The following is a 14,740-nucleotide window of genomic DNA, read 5'->3' as shown; positions in this document are numbered from 1 at the left end:
CATAAAAGAGATAAACCCCTAGCGAGGTCAAATCGAGAAAAGACCGCATCTAGAGGTACATGTATGAGAAAACGAATGAAAAATGCTTCAAAACATAATTATAGTAACACAGTGAATAGTCTAATTACAACCTATTCAGCATATGTTTTCGAAAAATTCTGAATACTTTCCAAAGCCCGATTTGCCAGCTGCTCATATTTTTCTTTTTTATTACGAATTCGTTCAGGCAGCTGTGGGAGCAATCCAAAATTAGCATTCATCGGCTGAAAATGTTTGAAGTCAGCTGTCGTGATGTAATGCGCCATGCTGCCTAATGTTGTTTCCTCCGGTAGAACCAGACAAGACTGTCCTTTAGCTAAACGCCCTGCATTAATACCAGCTATCAAACCGGAAGCAGCAGATTCCACATATCCTTCAACGCCCGTCATTTGACCTGCAAAAAACAAGTTCTCACGACGTTTATATTGATAAGTTGGTTCGAGCAGCTTAGGAGAATTAATAAATGTGTTACGATGCATAACACCATAGCGCACGAATTCCGCTTGCTCTAATCCTGGGATCAGTGACAATACCCTTTTCTGTTCGCCCCATTTCAAATGGGTTTGGAAACCAACCAAGTTATATAATGTTCCCGCTGCATTATCTTGTCGAAGCTGAACAACGGCATGCGGCATCTTGCCTGTATGCGGATTGATTAAACCAACTGGTTTCATAGGTCCGAACAGTACAGTTTGCTTACCGCGCTTTGCCATGACTTCTAAAGGCATACAACCTTCGAAATAAATTTCTTTTTCGAATTCCTTTAGTTCAGCAACCTCAGCAGTGATCAAGGCTTCATAGAAAACATTAAACTCCTCTTCCGTCATGGGACAGTTAAGGTAGGCCGCTTCTCCTTTATCGTAACGGGAAGCCAAATAAACCTTATTCATATCAATGGAATCTTTTTCCACAATTGGTGCTGCAGCATCATAGAAGTACAAGTATTCTTCACCCATTAGCTCTTTGAGATCTGCAGAAAGGGCTGGTGAAGTCAAAGGACCTGAAGATACAACTGTTATACCTTCAGGCAAGGTTTGTACTTCCTCATTGCGAACTTCTATTAACGGATGGTTACGAAGTTTCGATGTAACGGCTTGAGAGAAACCATCACGATCAACAGCTAGAGCCCCCCCAGCCGGAACAGCATGCTGGTCGGCACAAGAGATAATCAGAGAATCCATTCGTCTCATCTCTTCCTTCAATACACCTACCGCGTTAGTAAGGCCATTCGAACGAAGTGAATTACTACAGACAAGCTCAGCGAATTGATCTGTAATATGTGCAGGGGTTTTACGGACATTACGCATCTCATATAAAGTAACAGGCACGCCTTGACGAGCAATCTGCCAGGCTGCTTCACTTCCAGCCAATCCTGCACCGATGACTGTTACCCTTGGATATTCTGGCAAAATCGGACACCTCTAATCTTTCATCTCATCTGGATTATCGTCACTAACTTCTTCTTTATGATCACATTGTGTACATTGAATTTTCACGCCGCTCTTACTTCTCTTCTCGATCATCATAGAACCACATACCGGACACGGCTTGTTGACTGGTTTATCCCAGGAGACAAAGTCACAGGTTGGATATTGATCACAACCGAAGAATACTCGCCCCTTCTTGCTTCTGCGCTCTACAATTTTTCCCGTATGACACGTCGGGCATGTCACACCAATATCTTTGATGATCGGTTTGGTATTGCGGCAATCCGGGAATCCAGAACACGCCAGAAACTTACCAAAACGCCCCATTTTATACACAAGATGTTTACCGCACTTCTCACAAATCTCATCGGACACTTCATCCTGGATTTCAATTTCCTTCATTTCCTCTTCAGCGAATTCCAGCCGCTTTTCAAAAGAAGTGTAAAACGTATCCAGAACTCTGACCCAATCCTCTTTCCCCTCTTCAACGAAATCCAGCTCTTCTTCCATATGGGCAGTGAACTCGATATCGAGAATTTCAGGAAAAAACTCATGCATCAATTGAATTACAAGCTCCCCGAGCTCAGTCGGCACGAACTTCTTCTCTTCAATCGCAACGTAGCCACGTTTCTGAATCGTCTCCAGTGTCGGTGCATACGTACTTGGACGACCAATGCCCATTTCCTCTAGCGCTCGCACCAAACGCGCTTCTGTGTACCTTGGAGGAGGTTGAGTAAAGTGTTGCTTTGGATCGACACTTTGCTTCTGTAAAGCATCACCCTTGGTCAGAGGAGGAAGCAATTTGTCCTCTTCTGTCGTTCCATCATCATTACTTTCGACATATACTTTCATAAATCCGGCAAACTTCATCTTGGAGCCATTCGCTCTAAATACCGTATCCCCAGCCGTCAAATCAATGGTCATCGTATCCAATATGGCTGAAGACATCTGACTAGCAACGAAACGATCCCAAACCAGCTTGTACAGTCGATATTGATCTTTACTAAGAAACTCCTTCATCTGATCAGGCTCTCGAAGTACAGAGGTAGGTCGAATACCTTCATGCGCGTCCTGTGCGTTAACATTTTTCTTCGTATACACGCGTGGCGTCTCCGGATAGAAGGCAGGTCCGTATTTACTTACGATAAAATCTTTGGCTTCTTCTTGGGCAACAGGTGAAATACGGGTTGAATCGGTACGCATATAGGTAATTAAACCAACTGTACCTTCTTTTCCTAAGTCTATTCCTTCATATAATTGCTGTGCCACTGACATAGTCTTTGACGCACGAAAATTAAGCTTTCTCGCAGCTTCCTGCTGCATGGAGCTTGTTATGAAAGGAGGAGAAGGATTACGCCCACGCTCTTTCTCTTTCACTTCTTTCACTGTAAACGCTCCACTGCCCATTGCGGTCAAAATTTGATCAACATCCTCCTGCGAATGCAGTTCCTTTTTCTCGCCGTTAATGCTGTGATATTTCGCTTCGAACACCGTCTTTCCGGCATCCAAAACAACCGTAATGGACCAATATTCTTCGGGCTCGAATGCTTTTATCTCATTTTCACGATCTTGTATCAGCCTAACAGCAACCGATTGTACGCGACCTGCAGATAACCCTTTTTTTACTTTTTTCCAAAGTAAAGGACTGATTTTATAACCAACAAGTCGGTCCAATATCCGCCTAGCTTGCTGTGCGTTTACGAGATCTTGATTAATGCGACGAGGAGTTTTGAATGCATCCTTAACCGCTTCTTTCGTAATTTCGTTAAATACTACACGGCAAAGTTCCTCAGAACCAACGTCCAAATAATGTGCTAAATGCCAGGCAATCGCTTCACCTTCACGATCCGGATCCGCTGCCAGATATATTTTTTTAACTTTTTTACTCGCATCTTTTAACTCTTTAAGAATAGAACCTTTACCACGGATTGTTATGTATTTAGGCTCAAAGTTACGATCCACTTCTACGCCAATTTGGCTTTTCGGAAGGTCGCGAATATGACCCATTGAGGCTTTTACGATAAATTTACTGCCCAAATATTTGCCGATGGTTTTGGCTTTTGCTGGTGACTCAACAATGACTAAAGAATCCGCCATGGATCGTCCTTCCTCCCCTCTTGGTTTCAAGGTAAAGTCTATTGGCGAGAAGAAAAACTTCGTGTATAGCCTAAGCTAGGATGTAAGTAGAACCTGGAAGCTGTTTAATCGCCTTTTTCAATAGTAAAGATAACAGAACTGCATGCAAATGTCCAAACGTAAATTGACCGTCCTCTAACAAGGTATCAATCGAGACTGGATCATTCGACAACTTCCGAACGATTTCGCCTTCTTCATCTGTAAACAAAAATGTCGGTAAAGGCTTCTTTATTGCACTCTGATCTTCTGAACTTATCATATGGTTATAGTCGTCTAAGATCTCCTCAACACGGGTAACTAATTTAGCGCCATCCTTAAGAAGCTTGTGAACACCACTACTTTGACGAGAATCAATAGGACCGGGAACGGCGAAGACATCTCGAGATTCATCAAGAGCAAATTCAACTGTAATTAGCGAACCACTATCCTCAGCTGCTTCAACAACCGTAACTCCCAACGACAATCCAGCTATGATTCGATTCCGCTGCGGAAACATACCAGGCCTCATTCCTGTGCCAATGGGATATTCAGAAATTATGACACCCTCTTGCTCAATGTTACGGTATAATAAAGCATTTTCACGCGGATATATCTGATTAATCGCACATCCAAGAACAGCAACTGTCTTAGATTTACCCTGCAATGCACCAATATGGGCCTTGTTGTCAATCCCTCTGGCCAGTCCACTCACAATACCGAATCCTGCTCTTGAAAGAGCAGCCGCCCATTCCTCTGCAATCTTCTTTCCATAAAGCGTCGGAGTTCGTGTGCCTACCATGCCAAGGAGTCGCTGATTCAGAAAAGACATGTTTCCTTTCACATACAACACCCAAGGAGGCTGCGCGATTTCTTTAAGTATCGGAGGGTATTCAGCGTCCAAAAGCGTAAGAATTTGAATGGATTGCTTCATATATACTTGAAGCTTTTGCTCGATGAAAGCCGGAGTAAACCGCATGGCAATTTGTTCAGCTATGGAAGTTCGGATACCTTTAGAGGCAATTTCTGCTGCAGACAGCTCAAATAGCACGTCAGGCTCAGGGAAGCGTCCTAGTAGCTGAAGAATCGTTTTCCAACCAACACCTTCGAGCTCGTGGAGACCAAATAAAATCAAGCGATTATCCATAAGTATATACACTCCCTACTCGATTGACAAATGTATGCACAACTAGAAAAACAAAAAACCTCCCAAATCCCTGATTCAGGGATATGGAAGGTTGCTTACCTTCGTTAGAAGAGAACTATTTTTTTGTGATAACTTTATCCAGCATACCTTTTTCTTCAAGCACGCTTACAAGTGTAGAACCCATCTCTGATGGCGTAGCTGCCACTCGGATTCCGCATCTTTCCATCGTTGCAACTTTCTCAGCAGCTGTTCCTTTACCACCAGAAATAATTGCGCCAGCATGGCCCATACGTTTTCCTGGAGGCGCTGTTTTACCACCGATAAAGCCTACAACCGGCTTCGTCATATTAGCAGCAACCCATTCTGCCGCTTCTTCTTCTGCTGTACCGCCAATCTCACCGATCATGATAACAGCATAAGTATCCGGATCATCATTAAAGCGTTTGAGGATATCGATGAACTCGGAGCCTTTAACAGGGTCTCCACCGATACCAACTGCGGAGGATTGTCCAATACCGCGAGTTGTCAATTGGTGAACCGCTTCGTAAGTTAATGTCCCGGAACGGGATACAACACCTACGTGACCTGGCGTATGAATATAACCCGGCATAATACCGATTTTGCACTCGCCTGGTGTGATAACGCCCGGACAGTTAGGTCCGATAAGAACAGTTTTTTTGCCTTCCAGGTAACGTTTCACGTTAACCATGTCAAGAACAGGAATGCCTTCAGTAATACAGATAACCAGATCAAGTTCAGCTTCAATAGCTTCAATGATCGACTCTGCTGCGAAAGCAGGTGGAACATAGATAACGGATGCCGTAGCACCAGTTGCATTCTTAGCTTCGATAACTGTGTTAAAAACAGGAAGCTGAACAAGTTCACCGTTTTCCAGTGTGATATCTACTTTTGTTCCGCCTTTACCTGGGGTTACGCCACCAACCATTTGTGTGCCGTATTCCAGACCGCCTTTGGTATGAAACAAACCCGTAGCGCCGGTAATCCCTTGAGTAATGACTTTTGTATGTTTATTGACCAAAATACTCATGATCTTTTGTTCACATCCCCTATATTATTTAAAACCGCTCGGGTTTAATTATTTCACTAATGCAACGATTTTTTGTGCGCCATCTGCCATGGAATCAGCAGCAACAATGTTCAAGCCGGATTCGTTTAGAATCTTTTTACCAAGTTCCACGTTTGTTCCTTCAAGACGAACAACTAGCGGACGGGAAAGTCCAAGCTCTCTAGCCGCTGCTACAACACCATCAGCAATAACATCACAACGCATGATGCCGCCGAAAATGTTAACGAAGATCCCTTTAACTTGCTCATCTGACAAGATGATTTTGAAAGCTTCGGTAACTTTCTCTTTTGTAGCACCGCCCCCTACGTCTAGGAAGTTAGCCGGGTCTCCGCCGTAGTGCTTGATAATGTCCATAGTGGCCATCGCAAGTCCTGCGCCGTTAACCATACAGCCGATGTTACCATCAAGAGCAATGTAGCTCAGGTCAAACTTAGAAGCTTGAATTTCTTTTGCATCTTCCTCTTCAAGGTCACGAAGCTCAACAATGTCTTTGTGACGGAAAAGCGCGTTAGAATCAAAGTTCAATTTTGCATCAAGAGCCATAACGTCGCCAGAGCCAGTAACAACCAGTGGGTTGATTTCTGCAATGGATGCGTCTTTCTCTACGAATGCTTTATAAAGAGCAAGCATGAATTTAACTGCTTTGTTAACGAGCTCGTTAGGAATGTTGATGGAGTAAGCAAGTCTACGTGCTTGGAAAGCTTGAAGACCGATCGCAGGATCCACAACTTCCTTGAAAATTTTCTCTGGAGAATGCTCAGCAACCTCTTCAATCTCCGTACCGCCTTCTTCAGATGCCATCAAAACGACGCTACCTGTAGCACGGTCAACAACAACACCAACATAATATTCTTTTTTAATGTCACAACCTTCTTCGATCAAAAGGCGTTTAACTTCTTTACCTTCTGGACCCGTTTGGTGAGTGACAAGAACTTTACCAAGAATTTCGCTAGCATATGTACGAACTTCATCAAGGCTTTTGGCTACCTTAACGCCGCCAGCTTTACCGCGACCTCCGGCATGAATTTGCGCCTTTACAACGACGACGGACGTTCCGAGTTCTTTCGCTGCTTCAACAGCTTCATCAACGGTAAAAGCAACTTTCCCGTTAGGAACGTTGACTCCGTACTGTCTCAGGACTTCTTTGCCTTGGTACTCATGGATATTCATTTCCTAAAATCCTCCTATCAGTGTGGACTTTCTATGCGTGCTATACAGGGGAAAAGTGTAATTTCCTATTTGCGTTGTGCACGAAATAAATCTTTCTGCCGGAATTAGTATCACACTTCTTCACAAGCCCTAACCATTGTATCACTAATTTTCGACATTTTCCTTATTTTTTTCATTAATTCATTCAAATTTTCCTTTCACACTGAAAAAATTTAGCTATCACCTTTTATATAATAAAAAAAGACGTATTTTCCAAGAACGGAAAAATACGTCTTGCTTCAAGTATGTTAGTAAAGTGGCGTTGTCGGTGTATTCATTCGCGGTTCACGCTCCGCTTGTTTAATGAATCGCAGCTCATTACCCGTGAAGTTACACACAAGACATTGAATGGTTGGCTCTGGTTCTGGTATCGCGTTAGGATCCTTGAATTCAGTTATACTTCCGGAAAGAGCATCCTTCAGAAACGACTGTGCATAACTTGTGATCACACTGAATTTAATACGATTAGATCGACAATTGGGACAAAAATACGGTTTCTCCTGCATATCATCACCTCTAGTTCCAGTATGTGCATGTTGGCTATATTTAAAACGTTCTTGGATTATTTATGGATTGCGTAATTTTACCATTTTCTGATACAATAAGGGAAAATAAGCGGATCAATAAGGAAGCACCTTTTATCCTAAATTACGACAGTTTGAGACAGCTGCGTAAACATGGAGAGGAAGGTGTTTTTGCATGTATGGCAAAGTATTGAGCGCATGCTTGCAGGGTATAGAAGGACAAACAATCGAAGTAGAAGTCGATATTGCTAGTGGTTTACCTCAAATTAATTTGGTCGGGCTCCCCGACTCTGCTGTTCGGGAATCTGTCGAAAGAGTGCGTTCCTCGATCAAAAATTGTGGATTTACATTCCCAATGGACCGAATAACCGTTAATCTCGCACCTGCAGATTTGCGCAAAGAAGGTTCTTCTTTCGATTTAGCCATTGCTATCGGAATTCTCATTACAACTGGACAAGTGCTGATGGACAGCTTTCAGCACACCTTGTTTCTGGGCGAATTAGCTTTGGATGGTTCTCTTCGACCCATACCTGGCGTCCTTTCCATGGCACATGCTGCCAAAAAAATAGGAGTAAAGCGTGTATGCTTGCCTCTCACGAATGCCGCTGAAGCTGCACTGATTGAAGGCATTGAGGTATGTGCGATAACAAATCTCTCTGATTTTAAACGCTGGAATAAGCAATCTTATCACGAATTTATATTTAATGAGATTAATAATAAAGGTAGCAAACTTTCGACAATTTCCAAGAAAGAACGCAGCTTTGTCGATGATTATTCCGATGTCAATGGACAACATCAAGTGAAGCGTGCCATGATGATTGCTGCGGCCGGGATGCATAATATTATCTTGATTGGTCCCCCGGGAACTGGGAAAACAATGCTTGTAAAGCGCATGCCCTCGATTCTACCTCCTATGTCGGACAAAGAAGCTTTGGAAGTCACAAAGATTTACAGCGCCTCAGGCAAGCTTATTGATCGCTCATCCCTTATGCGTACACGATCATTTAGAGCTCCGCATCATACGATTTCCCCTGCAGGACTTGTCGGAGGCGGTACAATTCCAAAGCCAGGTGAGGTTAGTTTATCTCATAGAGGCATTCTTTTTCTGGATGAGTTACCAGAATTTACAAGAAACGCCCTCGAAGTTCTTAGACAACCGCTTGAGGATCGCTATGTTACGATTGCAAGAGCAAGAGCCGTTTACACATTCCCATCTCAATTTATATTGGCTGCCGCGATGAATCCTTGTCCCTGTGGTTTTTATGGAGCTGAAACAGAAGCAAATGCTTGCATCTGCAGTCCCGCCAAAATCGTTCAATACCGTTCTAAAATATCAGGCCCCTTGCTCGATCGCATCGATCTTCATGTCGAAGTACCTAAACCAAGCTATTCACAATTAAAAGAGCGAGCCAATCACTTATCATCCAAAGAAATGTTAGAGCATGTTATGCGCGCACATCATAGGCAGCAACAGCGTTATGCAGGGACCGGCATCCAGCATAATAATGAATTGAGCGGAACACGCATGCGACAAATTTGCCGTTTAACAGCAGAAGGTGATCAGCTGCTTAGTGCTTCTTTTGAAGCTTTGGGACTCAGCGCAAGGGCTCACGACCGCATCCTGCGGTTAGCTCTAACGATTGCTGATCTGGAGGATTGTGACAGCATCTTGCCTCAGCATTTGGCAGAGGCAATCCAATACCGTAATTTGGATAAAAAGCAGAGGATTGAAGAGATTGAATGCTGAAGCTGTAAATAAAAAGAGCCTTTTGATCCGTAGTCTGATCGACTCTCGCGCTCAAAAGGCTCCTTTTATGTGTTCAATGTGTGGTACTGCTCCATCCATTGATACTTCTACCGTAATCACATCGAAGCGAATGGATTGCTCATATTTTTGATACCGATGTAAATAAAATTGTGCCGTTTCTCTGACTTTCACCTGTTTACGAATGTCGACGGATTCTTTGGCTGTACCAAAACGACCAGAAGGTCGTCTTGTTCTGACCTCAACAAAAATTAACGTATTTGCTTGCTCTGCAATGATATCAAGTTCTCCCGTTCGGCAGCGCCAATTCCTTGCCACAATTCGGTGCTCATTCTCGCTAAGAAAAGTCTCAGCCAAATCCTCGCCTAGTTTCCCCAACTGCTTCCGATCATCTTTGCGAAATCCAGTCATCATCCATTCCTCGACAATCTCATTCGGTTATCTGAACGGTAGATAAAACTAAGCACCTCAGCTACCAATTGATATAATTCCGGAGGAATTTCTTGATCTAAATCCAGCTTAGACAATACCTCGACCAAGGAAGAATCCTCTTGAATGGGGATTCCGTTATCCTTAGCTTTTTGCAAAATGGCTTCTGCCATGTGCCCTTTGCCTTTGGCAATTAAGGTTGGAGCTTTCTGCACTTCAGGTGAGTAACGAAGCGCCACCGCCTTCTTGATTGGCGTCGGTTTTGACTCCTTGGATGAATTTTGCTTGGTCATGCGCGGAAATCCACCCCCTTGTAGGCTTTCGGCTGATAAAGTACTCTAAGATCTACTCTTCCGTCAGAAGCCCCTTGCTTGAATGTCTCATTCTCCTTCATCACAGGTGGCTCTGGATAAGGTGAGCATTTCAAAGAAATAAATTGATACCCAGCTTTATGCATAGCTGCCGTTATCTCTTCTTTGGACTCCTCCATTAACGGAGCTAAGGCTGGATGATCATTGTGGATATTTAAAGAAACAATTTTATTGACGACATGCACGTCGAGCAAGGTATTGCCCATCACTTTCATTTGCAGGTCGAACAGTAAACGACAATTGCTCGCATCCACCTCCCCGCGCTTACCTTTGCGGGATTGAATATGTATAGCGGCAGATTGCTGTCCTGTACCATCCATGAAGGGGACAAACAATGTCATGTGTGCAAACATGGAATTCTTGTCGCCAGTCAACATGAGCTGTTGCCCCGTAATTTGCGCAATCGCTTGCTGCGCCGCCTCTTTGAGCGGCGCTGGAGTGTCATCCGAGGCTGTCAGCTGAAGCAGCAGACTCTTCAGTGTATCAGCAGCAGGCTTGACGGAGTCGTCTTGCTGGGCGGTTGAAACGATCAGATTCGGCATCTGATCGTCGGTTTTGGTACGTTGGCGTAATAGCGGATCCATGCGCTCATCTAGCTTTCCAGCTAGATGAGCTTCATGCTCCACGCCAACGGCTTTGAGCATCCGGCTGATCCAGTTTGGCTCTGGATCAGCCTCGGGCTCACTGAGCGCAGCGCTTTGCGCCTGCGCATCCGCTGCACCAGCCGCCTTCTGCTTCGCAGGCGGCTGTGCAGGTGCGGGCGAACCCGCCACGGGCGGTTCGCCTTCACTAGAAGGCGCAGCCGCGGAAAGCCCCGTGCCCACAGCAGCTGTAGCAGGCGGAGCCACATCGGCAGCTGGCGCAGGCACGCTGCTATTAATCGAAGACGGCGGCCCTGCGGGAGCCGCCTTACCAGCACCACCGCCAGCCTGCGGAGCAGCTGGCGTAACAACAACATCCGCGGCCGTCGCCTCCGGCGGCCGCGCGGGCCACGCAGCTGCGGCGGAAGCCCGCAGCTCCTTAAGCAGCGATACCACCTGCTTAGCGGTATCCGCGGCCGGGTGTGCTGGCTCTTGCTCAAGATAAGCAGTAGCTTGCTGCTCCAGCTGCTCCAGCACCCGCCCAACTGAAGGTCCCGAAGTGACCTGCCTCAAAGCCCCCACAATCTCCTGTGTGAGCGGCAGTCCTTTCTTATAAGCAAGTATAGCTGCTTGTGTCCATTCTTCCTTATTCACACCCTCAGGCATATTACGCATCAAAGCCTCGAATAACTTCACATTCTCTTTTGATACCGGAACGCCTTCTTGCTGCATCTGCTGCACCATATGACGATTCCCGGCTGTATCTTTCACTGCAAAAGCTTTGAACAGTTCACTCAGCGAGTCATCCGCAATTTGAGTATCCGAAGAAGTAAGTGGCTTCAACATGATTTGACCGCCGCTTGATTCAGGCTGAACTTGCAGCATCGTCACGTCCCCTTGTTTGAGAGGAGTTTCCAGCTTGGCCCGAACTTGCACACCGCCAATATTCAACAGAGCTTCTTGATCATTGAGCAATTGAAGAACGACACCTTTAACAATTTGTCCTACTTTTAATTCAAGCACCTTACTTTCAGATGCCGATAAATCCCCGACCAAACTACGAATTAATCCGCTAATATTCATGCCGTTCACCTCAAATCTTCCTAACGCTTATGTATATTATCGGCGTCTTATTGCCTTTTCTTTATAAGAATAAGTTAGATGAAGTCCAGTTCCAGCTGTTCAGACTGCCGCTCGGTCTCTTTCTCTTCCAATTGCGCCATCACTTTACGTATAAATAATTTGCGATGAAGCGGTGTAGGACCATAACGTAATAGCATCTCTCTATGGTGTTTCGTTGCGTACCCTTTATGTATAGCAAGTCCATATTCGGGAAATTGCTCATCCCATTCCACACACATACGATCTCTTGTAACCTTAGCAATAATCGATGCGGCTGCAATAGATTGACTAAGAGCATCTCCATGTATTAACGACGTTTGTTTAACGTCCACGTTAACGTTCTCCGCATCAACAAGCAGATAATCAGGTACTATACTCAACTGCTCTACTGCCTGCTTCATTGCAAGTCTGGCCGCTTGTTTAATATTGATCTCTTCAATCATGTCTACATCCACAATTCCTATTCCAACAGCTATCGCTTCGTTCATAATCTGGTCATAGAAAACATCTCGCTTCTTTTCAGAAAGCTTTTTAGAATCGTCCACCCCATCCAGCACATACCCAATCGGTAGTATAACGGCAGCTGCGACTACATCACCGAATAAACAGCCTCTACCTACCTCATCAATACCAGCTACAAGGGTAAAACCTTGCTCCCATATCAATTTTTCATGCTCTAGCATTGGCTTTCGCCCCTTCCCATCTCTTGATTATAATGGATTGCCGCTTCGTCAAGCCACACCCATTTTTTTCAACGTTCATTATTAAAAGAAATAAGCCACCTTCGAACCTGCTTCACAGCAGAGTCCAAAAGTGACTTCATCTTATTCAGATAACTTTTACGCCGTAGGCTTTTTAGTTCAAAAGGGCTTTTCCAGGGAAATACGCCCCATCTTACCTGCCCTAAGCTCACGTATAATAATCAAAGACGCTTTGTCCAAATCCACTTTACCACCACTCACAATGGCTCCGCGTTTACGACCAATAGCCTCCATGACCTTAACCATTTCATTTACGTCATCTAAGTCTTCAGGAAGCTCTTGAATCGCAAAACGCTCCTGAATACCGGCCCCATAATTCTGAACCATGTATTTAACGACAAATAGTGCAATCTCATCTAAATGCAGCAGTTCTTCTTTAATTGCACCCGTTGCTGCCAATCTCATACCAACCAGTTGGTCTTCAAACTTCGGCCACAAAATACCAGGCGTGTCCAGTAAGTCCATCTCGGTTCCAACTTTAATCCATTGCTGCCCCTTAGTGACACCAGGCTTATCTCCGGTAGCTGCTATTTTCTTACCAGCTAACTGATTAATAAGAGTCGATTTCCCAACGTTTGGTATACCCACAATAAGCGCTCTTACTGCGCGGGGATTGATCCCTTTGCGAAGCTGGCTTTCAATTTTGTGTGCCCATAGCTGCTTAACTCTTGGCAAAATTTCTTTTACATGAGTTCCGTTCGCTGCGTCTATCGGCAAGGCCGGAAGACCTTTGTCAGCAAAATATCGTACCCATTCCGCCGTTACTTGCGGATCTGCCAAATCGTTCTTGTTCAACAGAACCAAGCGCGGTTTATCTTTCAAAATCTCATCAACCATCGGGTTCCGGCTGGAGAGCGGTATGCGGGCATCCAAGAGCTCAATAACGACATCAATCAGCTTCAGCTTTTCTTCAATCTGTCTTCGAGCCTTGGTCATGTGACCGGGAAACCATTGAATGGTCATTCTTCTTCACCTCAAAAATGTATAAACCTAATTTTGCTCATCGGCCAAAAAATAACTTCTGCACGACCAACGATTTTGTTGTAAGGAACGAAACCAACACTCTTAGTTCGGCTATCCTTTGAATTCGGACGGTTATCTCCCATTGCGAAAATCTCACCATCAGGCACTCTCGTTTCCGGAAAGTCCGACAACGTATTATAAGCATGTCCTTCTTTATTCGCTTGTTCAATCGCTTCCTGGATGAAAGGCTGATCAATTTGTTGACCATTTATGAAAACCTTATCACCAGCTACCTTTACTGTCTCCCCTGGAAGACCAATTACGCGCTTAATGTAATCCTTACCTTCCGGCGCATGGAAAACGATGACTTCTCCTCGTTTCGGCGAGCGAATGTCATAAACAATTTTATTGACAATAAGTCGTTCACCTGTCATAAAATTCGGACGCATGGAATCTCCATCCACAATGAACGGAGAGAACAGGAACCAACGAATGATAATCACGAGCACTCCCGCGATAACTAATGCTTTGATCCATTCCCATGTTTCGTTTTTTGCCTTTTTAACGGAAGTCGTTTCAGCTGTTGTAACCGGCTCTACGTAAGGCTTTTCTTGATTTTTCTGTTCCATCACTGATTGCCTCTTTTCCAGTTTTGGTTTATGTATATTATGCACCATAAAAACGAAAAGGAGACTTGCCTGAACAAGCCCCCCGTTTTCTTATCGAATTTCTTTAATTCTTGCTGCTTTACCACGAAGACCACGCAGATAATAAAGTTTCGCACGACGAACTTTACCACGGCGAGCCACTTCAATCTTGTCAATCTTCGGAGAATGGAATGGGAAAGTTCTTTCCACACCCACACCGTAAGAAATTTTACGAACTGTAAACGTTTCGCTAATTCCACCGCCGTGGCGTTTAATAACAACACCTTCAAACAGCTGAATACGCTCACGTGTACCCTCGATAACTTTTACGTGTACTTTAAGTGTGTCTCCTGGACGGAAATTAGGAATATCCGTACGGAGTTGCTCTTTCGTAATCTCTTGAATAAGATTCATAGTTGACTCCCTCCTTCCACACAGGTGTTCATTCCGCTTATCTACGATGTATAGCTTAGCTGTTATGCGTAGAGGACCACCAGACTCGAACAGTTAAAAAATTCACAACAGAATATATATTATCATAGACAGGAACGAAATT

At 44.5% G+C, this 14,740-nt stretch carries 14 protein-coding genes; 1 reads left to right on the top strand and 13 read right to left on the bottom strand.

What is annotated here, in order from left to right; all coding sequences use genetic code 11:
- Positions 1-131: 131 nt before the first annotated feature.
- The 6 genes from trmFO to BLT91_RS03275 form a co-directional block, all read right to left on the bottom strand.
- On the bottom strand, positions 132-1,448 hold the full coding sequence (gene trmFO, locus BLT91_RS03300) for an FADH(2)-oxidizing methylenetetrahydrofolate--tRNA-(uracil(54)-C(5))-methyltransferase TrmFO (protein ID WP_090816511.1): 1,317 nt from the start codon (positions 1,446-1,448) through the stop codon (positions 132-134).
- A gap of 12 nt (positions 1,449-1,460) precedes the next feature.
- Positions 1,461-3,563: a type I DNA topoisomerase gene (gene topA, locus BLT91_RS03295; RefSeq protein WP_090816509.1), complete on the bottom strand. Its 2,103-nt coding sequence runs from the start codon at positions 3,561-3,563 to the stop codon at positions 1,461-1,463.
- A gap of 70 nt (positions 3,564-3,633) precedes the next feature.
- Entirely contained in the window at positions 3,634-4,725 is a 1,092-nt protein-coding gene (dprA, locus tag BLT91_RS03290; RefSeq protein ID WP_090816507.1) for a DNA-processing protein DprA, read from the bottom strand.
- 115 nt (positions 4,726-4,840) lie between these two features.
- On the bottom strand, positions 4,841-5,773 hold the full coding sequence (gene sucD, locus BLT91_RS03285; RefSeq protein ID WP_029195344.1) for a succinate--CoA ligase subunit alpha: 933 nt from the start codon (positions 5,771-5,773) through the stop codon (positions 4,841-4,843).
- Between the two features lie 48 nt (positions 5,774-5,821).
- Entirely contained in the window at positions 5,822-6,982 is a 1,161-nt protein-coding gene (gene sucC / locus BLT91_RS03280; RefSeq protein ID WP_029195343.1) for an ADP-forming succinate--CoA ligase subunit beta, read from the bottom strand.
- A gap of 287 nt (positions 6,983-7,269) precedes the next feature.
- Positions 7,270-7,527 (bottom strand): hypothetical protein, encoded by a 258-nt coding sequence (locus BLT91_RS03275; RefSeq protein WP_090816505.1) that lies wholly within the window; start codon positions 7,525-7,527, stop codon positions 7,270-7,272.
- Between the two features lie 193 nt (positions 7,528-7,720).
- Between BLT91_RS03275 and BLT91_RS03270 the strand changes: the two genes are divergently transcribed.
- On the top strand, positions 7,721-9,292 hold the full coding sequence (locus BLT91_RS03270) for a YifB family Mg chelatase-like AAA ATPase (protein WP_090816504.1): 1,572 nt from the start codon (positions 7,721-7,723) through the stop codon (positions 9,290-9,292).
- A gap of 51 nt (positions 9,293-9,343) precedes the next feature.
- On the opposite strand, the gene BLT91_RS03265 is transcribed toward BLT91_RS03270, so the two are convergent.
- The 7 genes from BLT91_RS03265 to rplS form a co-directional block, all read right to left on the bottom strand.
- The gene (locus tag BLT91_RS03265) at positions 9,344-9,724 is read right to left on the bottom strand and encodes a YraN family protein (protein ID WP_368086764.1); all 381 of its coding nucleotides are present in this window, start codon (positions 9,722-9,724) and stop codon (positions 9,344-9,346) included.
- Complete coding sequence (locus tag BLT91_RS03260) at positions 9,721-10,032, bottom strand: EscU/YscU/HrcU family type III secretion system export apparatus switch protein (protein ID WP_090816500.1); 312 nt, start codon at positions 10,030-10,032, stop codon at positions 9,721-9,723. Before BLT91_RS03260 ends, BLT91_RS03265 begins: the two co-directional genes overlap by 4 nt.
- A complete protein-coding gene (locus BLT91_RS03255) occupies positions 10,029-11,783 on the bottom strand; it encodes a hypothetical protein (RefSeq protein WP_090816498.1) in 1,755 nt (584 codons plus the stop codon). Before BLT91_RS03255 ends, BLT91_RS03260 begins: the two co-directional genes overlap by 4 nt.
- A 65-nt stretch (positions 11,784-11,848) precedes the next feature.
- Positions 11,849-12,496, bottom strand: coding sequence for a ribonuclease HII (locus tag BLT91_RS03250; RefSeq protein ID WP_090816496.1), 648 nt, complete (start codon positions 12,494-12,496; stop codon positions 11,849-11,851).
- A 177-nt stretch (positions 12,497-12,673) separates the two neighbouring features.
- Positions 12,674-13,537, bottom strand: coding sequence for a ribosome biogenesis GTPase YlqF (gene ylqF / locus BLT91_RS03245; RefSeq protein WP_090816494.1), 864 nt, complete (start codon positions 13,535-13,537; stop codon positions 12,674-12,676).
- Positions 13,538-13,548: 11 nt separating this feature from the next.
- Positions 13,549-14,166 (bottom strand): signal peptidase I, encoded by a 618-nt coding sequence (lepB, locus tag BLT91_RS03240; RefSeq protein ID WP_090816492.1) that lies wholly within the window; start codon positions 14,164-14,166, stop codon positions 13,549-13,551.
- Positions 14,167-14,256: 90 nt separating this feature from the next.
- Complete coding sequence (gene rplS / locus BLT91_RS03235) at positions 14,257-14,598, bottom strand: 50S ribosomal protein L19 (protein WP_028558249.1); 342 nt, start codon at positions 14,596-14,598, stop codon at positions 14,257-14,259.
- Positions 14,599-14,740: the final 142 nt, after the last annotated feature.

The organism is Paenibacillus sp. yr247 (assembly GCF_900103825.1).
In the GTDB taxonomy this organism is placed as follows: domain Bacteria; phylum Bacillota; class Bacilli; order Paenibacillales; family NBRC-103111; genus Paenibacillus_E.
This window is presented reverse-complemented; position numbering and strand designations above follow the sequence as displayed.